The sequence below is a fragment of the Kaistia adipata DSM 17808 genome, assembly GCF_000423225.1.
GTDB classification, from domain to species: Bacteria; Pseudomonadota; Alphaproteobacteria; order Rhizobiales; family Kaistiaceae; genus Kaistia; species Kaistia adipata.
This window is the reverse complement of record NZ_AUHO01000007.1, coordinates 559998-580780: the sequence shown is the minus strand read 5'-3', so window position 1 is coordinate 580780 and position 20783 is coordinate 559998. Positions and strand designations below refer to the sequence as shown.

Here is a 20783-nt window from a genome sequence, read left to right as displayed (position 1 = left end):
GAGGGTGAGCTGACGGCGGAACCCTTCCGGCGAGGCAAAAGAAAAAGCGGAACCCTTCCGGCGAGGGCAAAGAAGAATCAAAAATTCCGGCCGTAGCCGGTGGTCCAGCCGCCGTCGACGGCGAGGGACTGGCCGGTGGTGTAGCTGTTCAGCGGGTCGACGAGAAAGAGCACGGCGTTGGCGACGTCGTCGACACTGCCGGCGCGGCCGAGCGGGACGTGGGAGAGCATGGCGGCGTCGCCGGTCGTGGCGTCGTCGGCCTCGATGCGGCCGACGGCGACGGCGTTGACCTGGACGGCCGGGCCGCTCGCCATGGCGAGGCCGCGCATCGCGGCGATGGCGCCGGCATGCGCCGCCGACCAGGCCGGATGGCGGCGCATCGGCACGAGGCCGGCGGCCGAGACGAGATGAACGATGCGGCCCGAGCCGCGCGCGACCATGGCGGCCGCGATCGCCTCGGCGCGCGCCGCAAGCGCCTCGGGCTGATCTTCCGCGTCGGGCGCCAGCGCATGCGAGAGCACGAGGATGTCGGGCGTGCCGGCGCCGCCGGACGCCTCGCCCCAGGCGACAACAGCGCCGTTTTCGGCGAGCGCCGCCGCCACGCTTTCCGCAACAGCGTTGCGCGCGCCAAGAATGCGCGCCGCGCGGCCCGCGATCTCGATCTCCATGATCTTCTCCTCCCCCGCCGGGCGCCTCGCGGCGCTGCCCCGGCCCTCTTCCCTGTTTCCGCCGCCAGCGGCAGGCGTCCTGTTTGCGGCATCCATCTCCGGCTGTCGATGCGCGGCTCGGCGGAACCCGCCGCAAACGCTGTGCACGCACCGTCGATTGGGCCTTGGCGAGTCCGATTGGGTCTTGGCAACTCGCCGCCCGATAACATAACATCATGCTATTATAATTTTAGATGCGGTGTCCATGTCCGGACGCGCGGCCGCATCGCCCCGTCAACAGCGGGGAAAGGGAGGAATGATGAGCGCTCAAGTGATGACACCGACGATCCGCGCGCCGAAGGTCGACGCCCCGGTCTTCCGCAGCGCGCCGGGCAAGGCGCTGCCGGAGGGGCTGACCGCCAAGGCGCTGCTCGATCTCTACGAGCAGATGGTGCTGCTGCGGAAATTCGAGAGCGTGGCGCAGACCGCCTGCCGCAAGGGCGAGACGCCCGGATTCCTGCATCTCTATATCGGCGAGGAAGCGACCGCCGTCGGCGTCTGCGCGCATCTCAGGCCGGCCGACTGGATCACCTCGACCCATCGCGGCCATGGCCACGCGCTCGCCAAGGGCATGGACCCCGACATCCTGATGGCGGAGCTGTTCGGCAAGCGCGACGGCTGCTGCGGCGGCCGCGGCGGCACCATGCATCTCTATGACCGCTCGGTCGGCCTGTTCGGCACCAACGGCATCGTCGCCGCCGGCATCAGCCACGCGGTCGGCGCCGGCATGTCGGCCCGCACCCAGGGCCGCGACGACATCGGCGTCGCCTTCTTCGGCGACGGCGCCACCAACCATGGCGGCTTCCATGAATCGCTCAACTTCGCCGGCATCCAGAAGGCGCCGGCGATCTTCGTCTGCGAGAACAACCTCTACGCGACCGCGACGCCGCTCGCCTCGGCGACGCTGAACCCGGAGATCGCCACCCGCGCGGCGGCCTACGGCATTCCCGGCGTCGCCGTCGACGGCAACGACGTCATCGCCGTGTGGCAGGTGATGGCCGAGGCGACGGCGCGCGCCCGCTCCGGCGAGGGCCCGACGCTGATCGAGGCAAAGACCTACCGCACCGTCGGCCATCACGAGGGCGACCCGGTCACCGGCACCTACCGCACCCAGGCGGAGGTCGACGAATGGGCGAAGCGCGATCCGATCCGGATGCTGCGCGCCCGCATCGTCGATGATTTCGCCACGGCCTCGGCGGCGGAGCTCGACGCGATCGACGCGAAGATCGACGCCGTCGTGCAGAAGTCGCTCGAATTCGCCCGCAATTCGCCGGAGCCGGACGCCGCGACGACGGCGCTGCATGTCTATGCCGAGCCGATCAACCCGGCCGATGCGCTGGTGCAGGCAGCGCCGACGGCAAGCCAGACGCAGAGCTGGCTCGATGCGGTGCGCGACGGCATCGCCGAGGAGATGCGCCGCGACCGAAACATCCTCTATCTCGGCGAGGGCACGGGCGAGCGCGGCGGCACCTTCGCCCACACCAAGAACCTCTGGACCGAGTTCGGCCCGAAGCGGATGGTCGACACGCCGATCTCCGAGCAGGGCTTTACCGGCGCCGCGATCGGCGCCTCGGCGACGGGATCCCGAACCATCGCGGATCTTATGTTCGCCGATTTCGTGTTCGAGGCGGCGGGCCAGATCGTCTTGCAGGCGGCGAAGCTGCGCTACATGTCGAACGGCCAGATGAACGCGCCGATGGTGGTGCGCGTCGGCTCCGGCGCGGTGCGCTCGGCAGGCCCCCATCACAGCGGCACCTATCATCCGAGCTGGGCCAACATCCCGGGCCTGATCGTCTGCATGCCCTCGACGCCGGCCGACGCCAAGGGGTTGATGAAGACGGCGCTCCGGGCCGGCGACCCGGTGATCATGCTGGAGCCGAAGGCGCTGTTCGCCACCAAGGGCGCGGTGCCGACCGGCGAGCATCTGGTGCCGTTCGGCCTCGCCAGGATCGCCCGCGAGGGCGCCGACATCACCATCGTCGCGGCCGGGCAACTGGTGCACCGTGCGCTGGAGGCGGCGGAGAAGCTCGCCGCCGAGGGCATTTCAGCCGAGGTGATCGACCTCCGCACCATCATGCCGCTCGATGTCGGCACGGTGGCGAAATCGGTTTCGAAGACGCACCGGCTGCTGGTGGTCGACGAGGGCTGGGGCGCGTTCGGCGTCGGCGCCGAGGTGGCGCAGGCGATGAACGAGCTCGCCTTCGACGATCTCGACGCGCCGGTCGGCCGGTTGAACACCGACGCGCAGCCGCACCCGCTCGCCCCGGCGCTCGAGCGCGCCATGCTGGTCGACACCGACAAGATCGTCGCCGGCGCCAAGGGCGTGCTGGCCGGCAAGCCGCCGGTGCCGAAGCACTGGCGCCATGTCGGCGGCGGCCAGCTCGCGGCGGCACCGGTCGCGGCGGCCCCTGTTGCGGCACCCGTTCCGGCGCCCGCCCCAGCGGCTGCGGCTGCCCCTGCCCCGGCGGCTGCGCCGGCCGGTGACGGCGAGCCGATCACCATGCCGTTCGGCGACCTGACCGTCTCGGAAGGCACGATCGTCGGCTGGCTGAAGGCGGAAGGCGACACGGTCAAGGCCGGCGAGATCGTCGCCGAGATCGAAACCGACAAGGCGGTGGTCGAGATCGAGGCGCCGGTCGACGGCATTCTCGGGCCGATCGAGCAGCAAAAGGGCGCGGTCGTGCCGATGGGCGGCCGCATCGGCAGCGTCCGGCGCTGAGGGGGATCCGATGAACGCCCCGTTGAGAACCCTCGCCTCGCCCTATGCGCGACGGCTCGCCCGCGAGCGCGGCATCCCGCTGTCGCTCGTCGCCGGCTCCGGCCCCAACGGCCGCATCGTCGCCGGCGACGTTCCGCTGACGGCGGCCGTGGCGGTGGCTCCCGGCCCGGCCCCAGCTGTCGAGGTGGCGGCCCCCGCCCCCGCAGCGGCTCCGGTCGTTGCCGCGGCGCCAGCAAGGTCGATCTCGGCCTTTTCCGCGACCGTCGAACTCGGCCCGCTTGCCGAGTTCGTCGCCGCGTCCGGCGCCGAGCTTCCAATCGACGCCTTCCTGGTCAAGGCGGCGGCCCGCGCCGCCGGGACGAAGGCCGATGCCGTTCGCTGGATCAAGCCGGAGGGCGGCGGCGTGACCATCCCGCGCGCCGTGGCGCTCGCGCCGACCGAGATCGCCCGCCTGCTGGCCGGCGACGCGAACGCCGGCGCAAGCGGCAAGGCTTTGGTGCTGTCGCGGCTGACGACGAAGGGCATCCGGCCGGTCGCCGGCTCGCTGCCGGCCGATGCCGATCTCCGCTTCCTCGTCGTCGCCAGCGACGACGCGGCGACGGCGGAGGTGCTGCTGGTGCACGATGCGGAGGTCATTCCGGAGGGCGACGCGACAGAGATCCTCGCCGGATTCCGCGACCTGATCGAGGCGCCGCTGCGGCTTCTCGTCTGAGGCCGCGTCCGCGCTAACGGAATGGTGCCGGGACGCTAACAGAGGGGCTAACACGCGAAATCGTGTTAACCCCTCTCGCGTTTCAGGCCGTCACATCATGTAGCCGGCCGTCCAGCCCCCATCGACGGCGAGGATCTGGCCGTTGATGTAGGCGGATTCCGGCGCCGCGAGGAACAGCACGGCCTCCGCGATCTCCTCCGGCGTGCCGGGCCGGCCGAGCGGAATGTGCTCCATGAACGCCTTGGTCTTGGCCTGGAACTGACCCTCGGCGCCATAGAACAGCGCCTTGGTGCCCTCGGTCATGATCGAGCCCGGCGCGATCGCGTTGGTGAGCACGCCCTGCGGCCCGAGCTCCAGCGCCATCGAGCGGGTCAGGTGGATGATGCCCGCCTTGGCGGCGACGAACGGGCTCTGCAGCCGCATCGCCGCGAGGCCGACCACCGAAGCGATGTTGATCACCCGCCCGCCGCGGCCGCCGGCCAGCATCGGCGCCAGCGCGCCCCGGCTCATGCGGAACAGCCCGTCGAGGTCGATGCCGACGATCCGGCCCCATTCGTCGTCCGGAAACTGGTCGACATTGACCCGGTGCGCGTGGGTGTTGACGCCGGCATTGTTGACGAGGATGTCGAGCCGGCCATAGGCCGCCATCGTCGCGGCGACGGCGGCGTCGATCGAGCCGGGATCGCGGATGTCGACGGTCGCGGCGAGCGCATCCGGCAGGCTGTCCGCCACCTCGCGCGCGCCGGCCTCGTTGATGTCGGCGACGATCACCGAGGCGCCGTTCGCTGCCAGGCGGGCGACGATGCCGCGCCCGATGCCGCCGGCCGCCCCCGTGACGAAGGCGACCTTGCCCGTGAGATCGCTGCGCATATGCCCTGCCCTTCCCCAATGCCGGTCCGAACCGATCGGACTTCTTTTATCTATTATGATACTATAATCTAACCGACAGGACGGCAATTGCGAGCGGTTGGAACTAGGCGCTGAAACTCGCTAATTTGACTGGCGAACAAAAGCGATTCTGAGGAATGAGCAGGGTGGAATCAAGCAAGATGGAGCAGTTCGGCGAGACGTCGACCGATTCCGCCGGCGCCACGGCCTCACTCGAAAGCTTCCAGCCGCGCATTCTCTCGCGCGAGGACGGCCCGCTCTACCGACAGTTGCTCGGCATCCTGAAGGAGCCGATCGCCAATGGCACGCTCGTGCCGGGGACATCGCTGCCGCGCGAGGCCGATCTCGCCGAGCGCTTCGGCGTCAGCCTGATCACCGTGCGCCAGGCGCTGCGCGACCTCGAGAATGACGGCCTGATCAAGAAGCGCGCCGCCAAGCCGGCGATCGTGACGGCGCCGCCGGCCCCGGCCATGCCGAGCTTCGCCTTCCGGAGCTTCGCGCAGATCGCGGAATCGACCAAGGGCCGCGCGCTCGAGATCCATTCCTACCGCAAGGAACGCTCGGCCACGGCCGCCGCCGCGTTCGGCCTGAAGGCGGACGAGACCTGCCACTGCCTGCGCGCGACGCTGCACCAGAAGGACGGCCCCACCGGGCAGACCACCTTCTACTTTCCGCCGGCGATCGGCAGCCGGCTGAAGCGGGCCGATTTCGACGACGTGGTGGTGTTCCGCGCGCTGCAGCGCCATCTCGGCATCCAGCTCTCCAACGCCCGCATCACGGTGCGCGCCGACATCGCCGACGAGGCGCTGGCGAAGGCGCTCGACTACGCCGTCGGCGGCCCGATCCTCGTCATCGAGATGCTGTATTTCTCGACCACCGGCGAAGCGGTCGAGCTGACGATCAACAAGAACCGCGCCGATCTGTTCAGCCTTTCTTACGACGCGCCGAACGATCTCGGCTGAGCCGCCACCGGCTGGACAACTTACAGAGATTATAATAGCATATCTTTATTCGCCGCATTGAGGAGATGCGGCGGATCGTCGGCCCTTTCGGGGTCGCCGGATGATGGTAGCGTTATCAAAACGGATGCCGCCTTTCGGAAGAAGCATCCGCACCCATGCTGGACAGCGTTCCTTGAGGGAGGAAACACCGTGAAGCGCACAGCCGCCGCACTCGCCGCCCTGTCGGCGATCGTTCTGACGTCTAGCCTCGTTCCCGGGGCCAAGGCCGAGGAAAAGAAGCCCTACAAGATCTATCTCTCCAACAATTTCGTCGGCAATGACTGGCGCCAGCAGATGCTGCGCATCGCCGAAACCACCGTGAAGAAGCCGCCGCTCGCCGGCCGCGTCGACCTGAAGGTCGAGAATGTCGAGACGACGACGCAGGCGCAGATCAACTCGCTCAACAACATCATCCGCGCCAAGCCGGACGCCATCCTGATCGACGTCGGCTCGCCGACGGCGCTGAACCCGACGATCGAGAAGGCCTGCGCCGCCGGCATTCTCGTCATCACCTTCGACCAGGTGGCCACCGCCGACTGCGCCTACAAGCTCGAATCTGACTGGAACCGCATTCCAGCCGTGCAGGCGGAATGGATCGCCGAGAAGATCGGCGGCAAGGGCAAGGTGTTCGTTGATCGCGGCCTCGCCGGCGCGCCGATCTCCGAGCAGCTGCAATCCGGCTTCGAGAAGGTGCTGAAGAACTATCCCGGCATCGAGATCGTCGGCTACTTCAACGGCAATTACGCGCTCGGCCCCGAGCAGGAGGGCGTCGCCTCGCTGCTCGCCGCCCATCCGCAGGTCGACGCGATCCTGACCCAGGGCTACGGCTCCGGCGCGATCAAGGCACTTCAGGATGCCGGCCGCCCGCTCGTGCCGGTCGCCGGCGGCGGCTACAACACCGCCTCGCTGGTCTGCGCGCAGACCGAAGGGGCTGAGTGCATCCTTGAGACCAACCCGGCCTATCTCTCGGCCGAGGCGCTGAAGCTCGCGGTCGACATCCTCGACGGCAAGGAAGTCAAGGACAAGCACGTCTTCGTCTACGGCCCCTTCCTCGCCACCGATCCGCAGCCCTCGAAGCTCTATCCGGACGTGAAGATGGAGAAGATCGAGATCGGCAAGAACGCCTTCCCGGATCTCGCGCCGGGCCTGTCGCTGCCGATCACGCCGGACTGGGTCGAGATCACGCCGCAGGAAGCCGCCGGCACCTGACGAAGCCGGCAGGCACCCTGTCGCCATCGCCTCGCCCCGCATGGGGGCGAGGCCCTCATGGACGCCCGCCCGACAGACGGCGTCTCGCCTTCCATTCCCGTCGAGGGCTCGGCCGAGCATGACCGAACTTCTGACCGCCACCGCCGTCACCAAGAACTATGGCGGTATCGTCGCGCTGAGCCGCGCGGATTTCTCGGCACGCGCCGGCGAAGTGCATGCGCTGCTCGGCGAGAACGGCGCCGGCAAGAGCACTTTCATCCAGATCCTCGCCGGAGCCGTGCGGCCGAACGGCGGCACGGTCACACTCGGCGGCCAGCCCTATCGGCCGCGCCATCCGCAGGACGCGCGCGACGCCGGCATCTCGCCGGTGTTCCAGGAATTGTCGCTGATCCCCGACCTGACGGTCGAGCAGAACATCTGGTTCCGCCGCGAGCCATTGTCGTTTGCCCGCACCGTCAGGGCCCGCGCGCTGCGCGAGGCGACCGAGGCGCTGTTCGCCCGGCACCAGTTCCCGGCGATCCGCCCAGACCAGGAGCTGCGCCGGCTGACGCTCGCCGATCGCCAGCTGGTCGAGATCGCCAAGGCGCTTTCCGCCGATCCCAAGGTGCTGATCCTCGACGAGGCGACCTCGGCGCTCGGGCCCCGCGAGACGGAGTGGCTGCTCGGGCTGTCGCAGGGCCTGGCCAGGGCCGGCACGCTGGTCATCTATATCTCGCACCGGCTCGGCGAGGTGCGCCAGATCGCCGATCGCATCACCGTCTTCCGCAACGGCGCGACGGTCGCCGCCTATGACACCAAGGAAGTCGACGACGAGACGATCATCGCCGACATGCTCGGCCGCCGCATGGACCGCCTCTATCCGGAACGGAAGCCGACGGCGACCGACCGGGTCGCCGTCCGGTTGCGCGGCTTCGGCGCCGGCCACCGCCTCGCCGACATCGACCTCGACCTCCGCGAGGGCGAGGTCCTCGGCGTCGCCGGCATGCAGGGCCACGGCCAGCGCGAGCTGTTCCAGGCGCTGTTCGGCATCGGCGGCGCGCGCGGCACGGTCGAGATCTGGGGCAAGGCCAAGACGATCCGCGGTCCGCGCCAGGCACTGACCGGCCGGGATGGCCTCGCCCTCGTTCCCGAGGACCGGCGCAATCACGGCCTGCTCTTGTCGCGCAGCGTGCGCGAGAACCTGACGCTCTCGGTGATCTCGCGCTTCACCCGCTTCGGCCTCACCGATCCGAAGCGCGAGGCGAAGCTCGTCGACGAGATGATCGCGGCGCTGAAGATCAAGGCGGGAACGCCCGAGCAGCTCGCCGGCACGCTCTCCGGCGGCAACCAGCAGAAGGTCATCTTCGGCAAGATGCTGCTGACCGAAGCGCGCATCCTGTTGCTCTACGATCCGACGCGCGGCATCGACGTCGGCACCAAGGGCGAGATCTTCCAGTTGATGCGCGACCTGGCGGCCAAGGGCTACGCCATCCTGTTCTATTCGAGCGACCTCGCCGAACTGGTGCATGTCGCCGACCGTGTCGCGGTGCTGCGTAACGGCCGGCTCGGGGCGGTGCTGGAGGGCGAGGACAATTCGGAACGGCAGATCCTGCGCGCCGCCATGATCGAGAGGGCGGCATGACGATGACGACGATCGATCGGCCGAAGCCGGCCTCCTCCCATCCCGCGCCAGACGCACAGCCGCGCCCTGCCGCCACGGCCGGCCTGCGCGCCGCCCTCATCGACCGGGCGTCGCTGATCATTCCCTGCGTGATGCTTGTCGCGCTGCTCGCGCTCTACGGCACACTGCGCGAGGGCGTGTTCACGATCGACGAGCTCAACCTCGACACCGCCGCGGCGATGACGCTGATCCTCGCCGCGACCGGCCAGACCATCGTGCTCCTGCGCGGCGGCATCGACCTCTCGATCGGCGGCATGATCAGCCTCGGCACCGTGCTCGCCGCCACCCGCTTCGGCACCGATCCGGCGCAGGCCACGGCCTGGGCAATCGGCATCGTCGCCATCGGCGGCCTGGTCGGCGCGCTCAACGGCGTGCTCATCACCGTGCTGCGGCTGCAGCCCTTCCTGGTGACGCTCGCCACCTGGTCGATCCTGTCCGGCGCGGCGATGATCATCCTGCCGACCGATGGCGGCAGCCTGCCGGCCGGCTGGATGCGGTTCGGCTTCGCCAACTGGCTGGGGCTCTCGAGCTCGGTCTGGCTGCTGATCCTGCTCCTCGCCTTCTGGTTCTGGTTCAAGCGGACAAGGCTCGGCATCTCGATCCGCGCCACCGGCTCGAACGAGCGCTCAGCCCTGCTCTCCGGCGTCTCGCCGCTTCGCATCAATGTCGCCACCTATGCGCTCTCCGGCCTGTTCGCGGCATTGGCGGCGCTCTACCTGACGACCCAGACCGGCGCCGGCTCGCCCACCATCGGCAAGGACTACATCCTGCCCTCGGTGGCGGCGGCAGTGATCGGCGGCATCAGCCTGTTCGGCGGCCGCGGCGGCCTCGTCGGCACGATCATCGGCGCCTACATCCTCACCATCATCGGCAATCTCGTCTTCGTGCTCGAGATCTCGAGCTACTGGCAGCCGATCGTCTCCGGCATCATCCTGCTGGTCGCCGTGCTCGCCAGCTCGATCGCCGAGAAATCCGCCCGACGGAGCCTCACATGAACCTGCGCCGGCACCGGGCCATCCTGCTCGCCTATCTCGGCATGATCGTGCTGCTGCTGCTGACCAGCGTCGTCGCGCCGGGCTTCCTGTCGCCGACCCATCTCCGCAGCACGGCCGTGCTCGCCGCCTTCATCGGCATCGTCGCGCTCGGCCAGACCTTCGTCATCATCGGCGGCGGCATCGACCTCTCGGTGCCCTGGGTGCTGAACTCGGCCGCCGTGCTGATGACGCTCTTGGCCGGCAGCCAGGACGCGCCGCTCCTCTGGATCGTGCCGCTGCTGCTCGCCGCCGGCGCGCTGGTCGGCATGGTGAACGGGCTCGGCGTCGCGCTGTTCGGCGTGCCGCCGATCATTATGACGCTCGCCGTCAACGTCATCCTGCAGGGCGGCATCCTCGTCTATACGGGCGGCGCGCCGACCGCGACGGCGCCGCCGATGATCCAGTTCCTCGCCGTCGGGCGGATCCTGGGCTTCCCGGTCGTCGTGCTGATCTGGATCGCGCTCGCGGTCGTCGCGACCGTGCTGCTGTCGAAATCCGCCTTCGGCCGCTATCTCTACGCGGTCGGCACCAGCGCCACCGTCGCCGAGTTCTCCGGCGTGCCGACCTTCCTGACGACGGTGCTCGCCTACACGCTTTCCGGCTTCACGGCCGCCCTCGCCGGCATGTTGCTCACCGGCTACACGGCGCAGGCCTATCTCGGCATGGGCGATCCCTATCTCTTCACCTCGATCGCCGCGGTGGCGATCGGCGGCGCGTCGATCCTCGGCGGCAGCGGCCACTATATCGGCACCATCGCCGGCGCCCTCGTGCTGACGATCCTGACCGGACTGCTGCCGGCGCTGAACCTTTCGAGCGGCGCGCTGCTGATCGTCTACGGCGTCGTCATCCTCGTCACCGTCTCGCTCGCCAGCGACGCCGTCTCCGGCCTCTCCGCCTTCCTGCCGCGCTTCCGCCGCCGGCAAAGCCCATCCGCCTAGAGGAATACCCATGACCGACATCGAATGCGTCGTCGACGCCAAGGCCCAGCTCGGCGAGAGCACCTACTGGGACCCCCAGGGACAGCGCCTCTGGTGGATCGACATCTACGCCAAGGCGATCCACGCCTTCGATCCCGCGACACGCCAGACCGACACCTATTACGCGCCGGAATATCTCGGCTGCATCGCGCTCCGCGAGAAGGGCGGGCTGGTGCTCACCATGGCAAGCGGCTTCCATTTCTTCGATCCGGCGAGCGGTCGATTCGAACGGATCGTCGACCCGGAGGCCGACCTCCCCGACAACCGCTTCAATGACGGCAAGACCGACCGCCAGGGCCGCTTCTGGTCGGGCTCGATGTTCGAGGCGCCGGGCAAGCCGGTGGTCAAGAACGCCTCGCTCTACCGGATGGACACGGATCTCTCCGTGCACAAGGTCGCTGGCGGCTTCGGCTGCTCGAACGGCCTTGCCTGGAGCCCGGACAGCCGGACGCTCTACTATACCGACAGCCACGGCCCGGTGGTCTGGGCCTGGGATTTCGATCCCGCCACCGGCGAAGTCGAGAATCAGCGCCCCTTCTTCGACCTGTCAGAAATGGGCGGCGTGGTCGACGGCTCCACCGTCGATGCCGAGGGCTGCTACTGGGCGACGATCCCGTTCAAGGGCAAGGTGCTGCGCTATGATCCGGCGGGTAAGCTGATGCGCACGATCGAAATGCCGACCGACTTGCCGACCTGCTGCGAGTTCGGCGGCCGGGATCTCGATGTGCTCTATGTCACGACGGCGATCTACAACCGTACGCCGGAACAGCTCGCCGGCCAGCGCAACCCCGGCGGCCTGTTCGCGCTCGACGTCGGCGCCAAGGGCCTGCCGCTGGTGCCGTTCAAGGGCTGATGCCCCATCCGGAAAAAAGAGAATGGCCGGGCACTGCCCCGGCCATTTTCGCATTCGTAGGGACGGTTTCGGTTCAAAAGCCGACAGTGAGGCCGACCGTGCCCTTGTAGCCGTAGGAGCCGTCGAAGCTGGTCGAGGCGAGCGCCTCGCCATGCAGCGCATATTTCTCGGCGCCCCAGTTGTAGGTGCCGCCGACGCCGAACTCGGCGCCGAACTTCTGCGGCTCCGCCACCAGGTCGAGGCCCGAGACAGCGACGGTCGCGCCGTCGAGGAACTCGTAGGTCAGGCTGGTGATGCCGTAGACATGCGTGCGGACGGCGCGGCCGGAATCATCCTGCCAGCTGGCATCGCGACCCAGCGCGACGCCGACCCGGCCCTCCAGGCTCTCGCCCTTCGAAAGCGACACGGCGGCGCCATAGGGATCGACGAAATCGTCGAAATCGGCCGAGGTATAGGCAAGCTGCGCCTGCGGCGTCACCGTCCAGCCCTCTTTCACGGCGAACTCGCGGCCAGCCTCGATCGAGAGCGCATAGCCCGTGCCGTCATGGCCATCGACGAGCTTGCCGACGCCATCGGCCGAGAGGTCGGTATCGAACCAGGCGAGCTGCGCCTGGCCGTCGACATAGACGCCGTTCGCGCCATACCATGTCAGCGTGGCGCCGATGCCGTAGCCCTCGGTGGTGTTGGAGCCGTTGCCGAGCGTCGACGACACGTCGGCGCGGACGCGGCTGTACTGCGCCGTCAGCCCGGCGACGAGCGCGCCGGAGGCGCTCTCCATCACCTCGCCGTCGAGCCCGACCTGCAGCTGGAACAGGTCGCTGTCATACGACGCCTGGGTGGTCGAGCTGTCGGCCTTGACGCGGGCATGCGCGCCCTCGATGCGGGTCCAGAGCGCGGTGTCCGCCGCCTCGTTGGTCCGGTCGGGGCGACGATCGCCGACGCGCTGCTGCAAGGTCGGCAGCGAGATCAGGCCGAGCATCACGGCCGGATAGCTCTCATAGGTCGGCGGCGTCGGCGCCAGACCGTCGGCGCGCAGATACCAGTCGCCGTCAGTGTTCGTCAGGTCAGAGAGGCCGTTCTGGAACAGATCATAGCGGTAGGCGCCGCCGATCGCCGGGCCCGAGAGCACGAAGGCATCGGCCGCCGAAACGCCATCGACCTCGACGATCTTGATGCCGTCACCGGTGGTCTCGGCGCCCGCGCCGCCCACATTGACAACCCGCACCTGCGTCGCGCCGGTGCCGATCAGGCTGTCGCCGGTGATGTAGAGCAGGTCCGTCGACGAATTGTCGGCGCCCAGGACCGCCTCGATCTCGAGCACGCCGCCATGGCCGGTGTAGTCGCCGTCGATGGTCAGCATGCCGATCGAATTGCCCGGCGCGATGACGCCGCCGGCATAGTTGGCGGTATCGCCGACCGTGCCGATACCCTGCAGTCGGCCACCGCGCACCTCCATCGTGCCGCCGAGCTCGCCATTGACGGAAAGCGTGCCGCCATAGACGCTCGTCAGGCCGGCGAAATCGGTCTGGTCGGCGTTGAAGATGGTGTGCCCGGCCAACTGGTTGACCGCGCCGGACCCGTTAATCGGGATGTCGAAGACATAGCCCGTCTCGGTGTGGTTGAAGTTGATGACGTTTGAACCGGTCCCGAGGGTGATTCCGGCCGCCTCGAGAGTACCGGCCCGGGTGGCCGCCTGGCCCACGCCGCCGCCGATGTTCAGTGTCGCCTTGCCGGCGGCATTGGTGCCGGTCAGCTTCAGCACGCCGGCACCGTCACGGACGCTCAGCAGTCCACCGTCGGCCAGAGTCAGCGTTCCGGTCCCGATTGCGCCAAAATCGATGTCACCCGAGCCGGTGGTCCGGATCGCGGATCCCGTGCCGGCGATGCGCACCGACGCAACCGTGTTCGCGATATGAGCAACCCGCATGGATGCCGTGCTGATCTCGCCGCCGTCGAGCACGTCGATCGTGCCTCGATAGTGCAGGAAGTCTTGGCTGTTGGTCCAACGCGAGCCCTCGCCCGAAACCGTGACCACGCCGGTGCCGGTCTGGGCAAGTTGAAGCAAGCCGCCCAGGGCCGCCCTTGTCGTCTCGAGGGCGCCGCCATTGGTAATGTTGATGGTGCCTAGGCCATGGGTCACGCTTAGTCCGGCCATCGTCACCAGCGAGCCGTCACCATCGACGTTCAGCGTCCCCCTGCGGTTGTTACTGCCTGAAGCGATGAGGAAGCCCCCAGTACCCTGAACATAGTGCGCGCCACGCTCGACGGTCATGGTGGCTTCGGCGCCATCCCCCGAAAGGGAACCGGTTCCGTCACGCGCAAGGACTTCCGTGCCCGCGCCGCTAATGATGAGGTGGGAGGAAGAATCACTAGTCAGACGGACGGATCCGTCCAACACGGTGTTGCCCATCTCGATCTGGCTGCCACCATTGATCAAGAGCGTGCCTGCCTCGACCGATATGCCGCCGTAGTAATTCCCGGTAACGCCGCTCATCACCACGGTGCCCGCGGCGTCGACCAGCAACCGGCCAGCCCCGGTGCCGTAGGCGGCAGTCCCGGCGGTCTTGCCGACGATCGTCAGGGAGGCACCGGCGGCCGTTGCGAGTTTCCTGTCCCCATTGGCAGTCAGCAAGTAGCTGCCCGTGTCGATCGTCAGATTCTTCGTGACGGTCGGCAGCGACGCGGTCGAAACGGTGAAGCTGCCTGTCAGCGTGATTGTCGATGTCGCATCGCCGGCGGCGTTCGCAGCTTCGACAGCGTCCCGCAACTCCTGCTCGCTGCCCGCCGTGTAGCTCGCCGCCATGGCCGGCTGGCCGAGGATCAGCGCCAGGCCGGTGCCGAGTGCAAGATGCGATGCGCCGGAACGCAGCACACGGCCAACTCGGCGCGCGCCATTCGCCCGCGCGCCGGCCACGGAATACAGTGTCATGATGTCAGCCCCAATGCCGCCCGAGGGCGGACCCAGGCCTTTTCGTCAGGGCAAAAGAAATGATTCAAAATTCGAACCAACCCCTTGCCGCTACAGACGAAACCGGCCCCTCCCCCAAATTGTCCGGACAACATATGGTGGTATTTCAATCAGGTAAACTAATAAACTGCACGCCAATACAACTTTTCCGTGCTCACCCCCGAATGCCGCCTCCAGGGGGCCACACTCGGCAAAGTCTTCCGTCTGGCGCTAAGATGCCCTGCCGGACCGCCGGCGATGCATGAGCGAGGCGACAATGTCGGATTCCAGGAGCCGCGAGTTCGTGACGCCCCGCGATGCCGGGCTCGGGTTGCGGTCGATCACCAACGCGGCCGGCCTCTCCGTCTCCGTCCTGCCGAACGGGGCCCTCTTCGCCATCAGCCATGACGCGGGCGGCGGGGCGATTCTGATCAACCAGGTCCTCGGCTCGCCCGTCGACGGCGGCATCGGCCGGATCTGGCTGCGCGTCGGCGGCGCAAGGCCGTTCGTCGCCGAGATCGTCGGGCCGGGCGCCAACGTGTCCTTCGCGGCCAGCGCCTCCGCCTTTCGCTGGTCGGGCGCGACAAACGGCATCGCCCATACCGTCACGCTGCAACTCAGCGCCGACGCGCCGCGCTGGTTCTGGCAGATCGAACTCGCTCTCGAGGACGGCACCGAACCCGTCCCCTGCGACATCATCCTGGCGCAGGACCTCGGACTCGGCGGACGCGGTTTCCTGATGGGCAGCGAGGCCTATGCCTCGCAATATCTCGACCACCACATCGCCCAGCATCCGCGCTTCGGACCGGTGATCATGAGCCGGCAAAACCTCGCCCAGGGCGGGCGCTTTCCCTGGCTCGCTCAGGGCTGTGTCGATGGCGTTGCCGCCTTCGCGACCGATGCGATCCAGCTCTTCGGTCCCAGCTATCGCGACGCCGCGGCCCTGGATTTCGGCTTCGGCATCGCGCTGCCGAGCCGCGTCCAGCAGCAAGAGCTCGCCTGCCCGACCCTGCAATCAAAGCCGATCACGCTCACGCCGGGCAACATGGCAAGCTGGACCTTCTTCGGCCATTTCGCCGCCGATCATCGCGAAGCCTCGGGCGGCGACGATCTCGCCGTGATCGAAGACATCACCGCCCCAGCTCCGAAAGCCAGCATGGAGGCGGGAGAGCCGACCGCGCGCAGCCTGCTGCAGGACGCGCCGCCGCTTGCCATCCTCCCCCTCGACGCGACGCTGCTCGACCGCCTCTATCCCCGGCGCGCGCTGGCGGAGACGGACGAGACCTCGCTCCTCTCCTTCTTCGTCCCCGACGGGACGCTCAATCGCCATGTCGTGCTCGCCGAGAAGGAGCTGCTGGTCGCCCGCCGGCACGGCGCGATCCTCCGGAGCGGCCAGAGCCTGATGCCGGACGAGGCGACGCTTGCCGCGACCTGCTGGATGCATGGCGTGTTCGCGGCGCAGCTCACCATCGGCAACACCTCGTTCCACAAGCTCTTTTCCGTCTCGCGTGATCCCTACAACATCACGCGGGCGAGCGGCCTGCGCATGCTGATCGACACCGGCGATGGCTGGCGGCTGCTCACCGTGCCGTCGGCCTTCGACATGGGCTTGAGCGACTGCCGCTGGATCTACCGGCTCGCCGACCGCATCGTCACCGTCTCGGCCGCCGCCTCCGGCACCGACGCCGCCATGCAGTGGCGCGTCGAAATCGACGGGCCGCCGGCTCGCTTCCTCGTCTTCGGCCAGATCGTGCTCGGCGAACGGGAGTACGAGCAGAGCGGCCGGATCACGGTCGACGCGACGGCGAAACGGATCGCCTTCCGCCCCGGCCCGGACTGGCTCTGGGGCCAGAAGCATCCCGACGCCGTCTATCACCTCACGACCAGCACGCCCGACGCGATCGAGGCGATCGGCGGCGACGAGCTGCTCTTCGAGGAGGGCGCGACGCGGACGGGCGGCTATGCCGCGTTCCGCACGGCCCCAACCCAGACGTTCGCCTTCGCCGTCACCGGCTCGATGACCGACGCGGCCGAGGCCGATCGGCTTGCCGATCTCTACGCGGCCGGCGTCGACGAGAAGGCGATGCTGGAGCCGGCGAGCCGATACTGGCGCCATGTGACCGGAGATCTGCGCGTTCCCGGCGCAGGCGACGAGTTGACGGCCGAGCAGGCGATCCTGCCCTGGCTGGCGCATGACGCGATCGTCCACCTCACCGTCCCGCACGGGCTCGAGCAATATACCGGCGCCGCCTGGGGCACGCGCGACGTCTGCCAGGGGCCGCTCGAATTCATGCTGGCGCTGCGCCATGACACGACGGCGCGTGCCATCGTCACCGCCGTTTTCGCCGAGCAGTACCGGACGCGGGGCGACTGGCCGCAATGGTTCATGCTGCCGCCCTATTCCAACATCCGCGCCGGCGACGCGCATGGCGACATCGTCGTCTGGCCGCTGAAGGCGCTCTGCGACTATGTCGAGGCGACGGGCGATCTCGGCATCCTCGACGAAGCCCTACCCTGGCGGCGGTACGACAATCTGGAACCGACGGCGGAAACCGGGCCAATCCGCGCCCATATCGACCTGCTGCTGCAGACCGTGCGCGACCGCTTCGTACCGGGCACGCATTTGATCCGCTACGGCCATGGTGACTGGAACGATTCCCTCCAGCCAGCCGATCCGCATCTGAACGACTGGATGGTGTCGAGCTGGACCGTGGCGCTGCTCTACGAGCAGGTCCGCCGCTATGCGGCGATCCTGCGCCGGACCGGTGCGCCGGCCGAGGCCGATGGGCTGGACGGCCTCGCCGACGCGATGCGCGACGAGGTCAACCGCCACCTGATCCGCGACGATATCCTCGCCGGCTACGGCGTGTTCGCGCCGGACCATGACGGGGTCGAGCTACTGCTGCATCCAAGCGACCAGCGTACGGGACTCGCCTATTCGCTGATCCCGATGACGCAGGCCATCATCGGCGGCCTGTTCACGCCCGAGCAGACGCGCCGGCATCTCGAACGGATCGAGCAGCACCTACTCTTCCCGGACGGGGCGAGGCTGATGGATCGGCCCGTCGCCTATCGCGGCGGCGTCGAGACCCTGTTCCGCCGGGCCGAATCCGCCGCCTACTTCGGCCGCGAGATCGGGCTCATGTATGTGCACGCGCATATCCGTTATTGCGAGGCGCTGGCCATCAGCGGCGACGTCGACGGCGCCCGCGCGGCGCTCGCCTTCGTCAACCCGATCGCCGTCACCGATCTGCTGCCGCAGGCGTCGCTGCGCCAGCGCAACACCTATTTCAGCTCCAGCGACGCGGCCTTCCACGATCGCTACCAGGCGAGCGCCGAATGGAACCGCGTGCGCGATGCCTCGATCGCGGCGGATGGCGGCTGGCGCATCTATTCGAGCGGCCCTGGGATCTACACGCAGCTCTTCGTCGGCCGCCTCCTCGGGAAGCGACGGTCATTCGGGGCAGAAGTGTCCTGAGGGCTCAGCCCAGCCGTAGCGCCGGGCGGAGCCAGCCGATCAGCGCGTCGAGGTCGAGCGGCGCGGTCGTGTCGACGTCGAAGCGCGGGCCGCAGTCGACCGGTGCGCCGCGCTTGGCGAGCTCGATCAGTTCCGGGATGAAGGCAGCGCCGGGATGGCCCGGATGACGCTCGCCGAGCCGGTCGCCATAGCGCTGCGCCAGGAGTTCCGGCGGCGCATGGCACCAGATCTCCGCCGTCGCGCCGACGCCGGCGCGCGCGATATGCGCCTCCAGCACCTCGCGCGGCTGGAAGCCGAACCAGGCGTCGATGATGACGGTCGTCTCGTCCGGCGCGTCGCGGAGGATCGACCAGATCGCGTGGTAGCTCGCCCGGCCGAGGGCACGGTTGAACTCGCGGTCGCCGAGGCCGAGCTGGTCGAAGAACGGCTCCTTGACGGAATCGAGCGTCAGGGTGATCCAGCCCATGCGCGCCGAGATCGCGCGCGCAACCGTGCTCTTGCCGGTCGCCGGCACGCCATTGACGAGGACTGCGCGCTTCATGAAATCAGGCGGGCCTTTCGAGGGCTGAGGGCTCCGTCGCCAGCGCGAGCGGCACCGGCGGCAGGATCGGCGAACGATGCTCGATCAACGCGCTGACGGCGGCGCCGATCATGCCGGCATCGTCGCCGAGCTCGGCCGCCATCACCGGACATTGATACCACGGCGCCAGCGCCGGCGCTTTGCGCAGCGCACGATGCGCCGCCTTGCCGAGCCCGCCGCCGAGCAGCACGAGATCGGGATCGAAGGCGGCGGCGGCGCTGTCGATCGCGGCGCGCAAAGGCCGGATCCAGGCGTCGAGCACCCGGCCGGCGGCTTCATCGCCCTTGGCTGCGCGGCGGATCACCTCGTCGAGGGTGGTCCCCGACGGCAGCCCGGCCTCCAGCACGTGGCGAGCGAAGGCGGTGCCGGAGCTCGTCGTCTCGACGCAGCCGCGCCGGCCGCAGACGCAGGGGGCGCCGTTGACGTCGACGGTGATGTGGCCGAGCTGGCCGGCCGTGCCGCGGCCGCGCACGATCTGACCTTCCTGGACGATGGCGCCGCCAATGCCGGTGCCGATCGTGAACATCACGACGTTCTCGCGGCCGCGCGCGGCGCCAACGGCGATTTCGGCGACCAGCGCCATGTTGCAATCATTGTCGATGGCGACCGGCTTGCCGACCGCGCCCTCGACCCGCTCGGCGAGCGCCGTGCCGGCGAGGTTCAGATAGCCGCCGGAGAGCACGGCGCGGCGGCGCGCGTCGACCCGGCCGGGCACGCCGATGCCGATCGCGGTCACCTCCGGCCGGTCGAGCTGGCGCACCAGCTCGACGATCCGCCGCACGGCCGCGTCCGCCTCGCGGTCGATGCGCTCGGAGACGCGTTCGAGGATCGCGCCGGCGCCGGAAACCCGCGCCGCCCGGAGATTGGTACCGCCGATATCGATGCCGATGGCCGAAGACGTATCGAGCATGGTGCACGGCTCCCGCGCGGTTGAGGTCAGGCCGCCTTCTGCGCGCCGGCCGCATAGCGCTGCAGCACGGCCTGGATCTGGCGCAGCCGCGGCACGGCGATCGTCGTCAGCCGCTCGCGCTGCACGTCGCGGTCGAGATGGATGCAATCCTTCCACAGAGCGCGGCCGGCGATGACGCCCGAGGCGCCGTTCTGCATCGCGATCTCGACCTGACCGAGGAAGGTCTCGTGATCGACGCCGGCGGAGAGCACCGCCCACGGCACCTCGCCGGCCATGGCGGAGATCTTCGCGCAGGATTCGGCCGTGCCGGGATAAGGCAGCTTCAAGACCTTGGCGCCGAGCTCGAGCGAGATGCGCGTGCCCTCCTCGATCAGCCACGGCGTCTTCGCCTTGTAGTCTTCCTTGCTCTCGCCCTCGAGCTGGTAGGTCAGGAACTCGACGACGAGCAGCAGGTCCTCGCGGGTGAAATCCGCGATCACCTGGCGCAGGATCTCGATGTTCGCCGTATTGGCGCCGGCGTGGTCGGCGCGCAGATAGACCATGATCTTGCCACCGGTGCCGCCGAGCTCGCGCACGCGGCGGGCGTTGATGCCGGGCACGAGCTTGGAGAGGCGGTAGCCTTCGGGCGAGGTATCCCAGCCCGAGGCGTCGAGGCCGATCAGAAGCGCGGTGTCGCGCGCCAGGGCGCCGTTCTCGATGACATGCGGCACTGCGCAGACCGGATCGAGCAGGACGCAGGAGGCCTCGTTGGCGAGATAGCGGGTGATGTCGGCCTTGGTATCGCCGAGGATGTCGTTGCCGATCTTCGCCTGCTCCTCCGGATCACTGGCGAGAATGGTGCGCATGCCGCCGCGCTGGTCGCAGGCGATCACCATCATGGCGCCGTCACGGCCGCAGATCTGCTGGTAGCCCCGGAATTCCGAAGTCGACATTCTGGTCATGCTGCAATGGTCCGATCTGTCGCCGGACGAGCCGGCCTTGGCGAAATCATCGAGCTACCGGGGGCGATCATAGCAGATCCGATCGCCGGATCCGTATCGCGCCGCCCTCATCGCGCATGGACCGCCCTTCCCGGAATGGATTATTCACGGAGAGAGTACGGCGGAGC

The 20783-nt window shown here is 68.5% G+C and carries 15 protein-coding genes; 9 read left to right on the top strand and 6 right to left on the bottom strand.

Annotated features, from left to right (window positions below):
• Positions 1-77: 77 nt before the first annotated feature.
• Positions 78-668 carry an SDR family oxidoreductase gene (locus G539_RS0107635; protein WP_029074663.1) on the bottom strand — a complete coding sequence of 197 codons (591 nt, stop codon included), beginning with the start codon at positions 666-668 and terminating at the stop codon, positions 78-80.
• Between the two features lie 298 nt (positions 669-966).
• On the opposite strand from G539_RS0107635, the gene G539_RS24075 reads away from it, so the two are divergent.
• Entirely contained in the window at positions 967-3426 is a 2460-nt protein-coding gene (locus G539_RS24075; protein ID WP_245576827.1) for a pyruvate dehydrogenase complex E1 component subunit beta, read from the top strand.
• 10 nt (positions 3427-3436) lie between these two features.
• Positions 3437-4138 carry an E3 binding domain-containing protein gene (locus G539_RS26125; RefSeq protein WP_029074661.1) on the top strand — a complete coding sequence of 234 codons (702 nt, stop codon included), beginning with the start codon at positions 3437-3439 and terminating at the stop codon, positions 4136-4138.
• 90 nt (positions 4139-4228) lie between these two features.
• Here G539_RS26125 and G539_RS0107620 read toward each other — a convergent pair whose 3' ends face one another.
• The gene (locus G539_RS0107620) at positions 4229-5008 is read right to left on the bottom strand and encodes an SDR family NAD(P)-dependent oxidoreductase (RefSeq protein ID WP_029074660.1); all 780 of its coding nucleotides are present in this window, start codon (positions 5006-5008) and stop codon (positions 4229-4231) included.
• Between the two features lie 164 nt (positions 5009-5172).
• Between G539_RS0107620 and G539_RS0107615 the strand changes: the two genes are divergently transcribed.
• The 6 genes from G539_RS0107615 to G539_RS0107590 all read left to right on the top strand — a co-directional run bounded on the left by G539_RS0107615 (position 5173) and on the right by G539_RS0107590 (position 11760).
• On the top strand, positions 5173-5988 hold the full coding sequence (locus G539_RS0107615; protein ID WP_029074659.1) for a GntR family transcriptional regulator: 816 nt from the start codon (positions 5173-5175) through the stop codon (positions 5986-5988).
• A 189-nt stretch (positions 5989-6177) separates the two neighbouring features.
• On the top strand, positions 6178-7236 hold the full coding sequence (locus G539_RS0107610; protein ID WP_029074658.1) for a sugar ABC transporter substrate-binding protein: 1059 nt from the start codon (positions 6178-6180) through the stop codon (positions 7234-7236).
• A 118-nt stretch (positions 7237-7354) separates the two neighbouring features.
• Positions 7355-8857, top strand: a complete 1503-nt coding sequence (locus tag G539_RS0107605) for a sugar ABC transporter ATP-binding protein (RefSeq protein ID WP_029074657.1) — start codon at positions 7355-7357, stop codon at positions 8855-8857.
• Entirely contained in the window at positions 8854-9891 is a 1038-nt protein-coding gene (locus G539_RS24065; protein ID WP_245576826.1) for an ABC transporter permease, read from the top strand. The genes G539_RS0107605 and G539_RS24065 overlap by 4 nt, the downstream gene beginning before the upstream one ends.
• Positions 9888-10868, top strand: coding sequence for an ABC transporter permease (locus tag G539_RS0107595; RefSeq protein WP_029074656.1), 981 nt, complete (start codon positions 9888-9890; stop codon positions 10866-10868). Before G539_RS24065 ends, G539_RS0107595 begins: the two co-directional genes overlap by 4 nt.
• A gap of 10 nt (positions 10869-10878) precedes the next feature.
• Entirely contained in the window at positions 10879-11760 is an 882-nt protein-coding gene (locus G539_RS0107590; protein ID WP_029074655.1) for an SMP-30/gluconolactonase/LRE family protein, read from the top strand.
• 73 nt (positions 11761-11833) lie between these two features.
• Here G539_RS0107590 and G539_RS24060 read toward each other — a convergent pair whose 3' ends face one another.
• On the bottom strand, positions 11834-14689 hold the full coding sequence (locus tag G539_RS24060; protein ID WP_035830540.1) for an autotransporter family protein: 2856 nt from the start codon (positions 14687-14689) through the stop codon (positions 11834-11836).
• Positions 14690-14984: 295 nt separating this feature from the next.
• On the opposite strand from G539_RS24060, the gene G539_RS0107580 reads away from it, so the two are divergent.
• A complete protein-coding gene (locus G539_RS0107580) occupies positions 14985-18185 on the top strand; it encodes a GH36-type glycosyl hydrolase domain-containing protein (protein WP_029074654.1) in 3201 nt (1066 codons plus the stop codon).
• Between the two features lie 4 nt (positions 18186-18189).
• Here the strand turns inward: G539_RS0107580 and G539_RS27540 are convergent, their stop codons facing one another.
• The 3 genes from G539_RS27540 to G539_RS0107570 are packed head-to-tail and all read right to left on the bottom strand — an operon-like array spanning position 18190 to position 20616.
• A complete protein-coding gene (locus G539_RS27540) occupies positions 18190-18726 on the bottom strand; it encodes a P-loop nucleotide/nucleoside kinase family protein (protein WP_245576825.1) in 537 nt (178 codons plus the stop codon).
• 4 nt (positions 18727-18730) lie between these two features.
• Positions 18731-19675, bottom strand: a complete 945-nt coding sequence (locus G539_RS27535) for an ROK family protein (protein ID WP_245576824.1) — start codon at positions 19673-19675, stop codon at positions 18731-18733.
• 26 nt (positions 19676-19701) lie between these two features.
• Complete coding sequence (locus tag G539_RS0107570) at positions 19702-20616, bottom strand: tagatose-bisphosphate aldolase (protein WP_029074653.1); 915 nt, start codon at positions 20614-20616, stop codon at positions 19702-19704.
• Between the last annotated feature and the right edge of the window lie 167 nt (positions 20617-20783).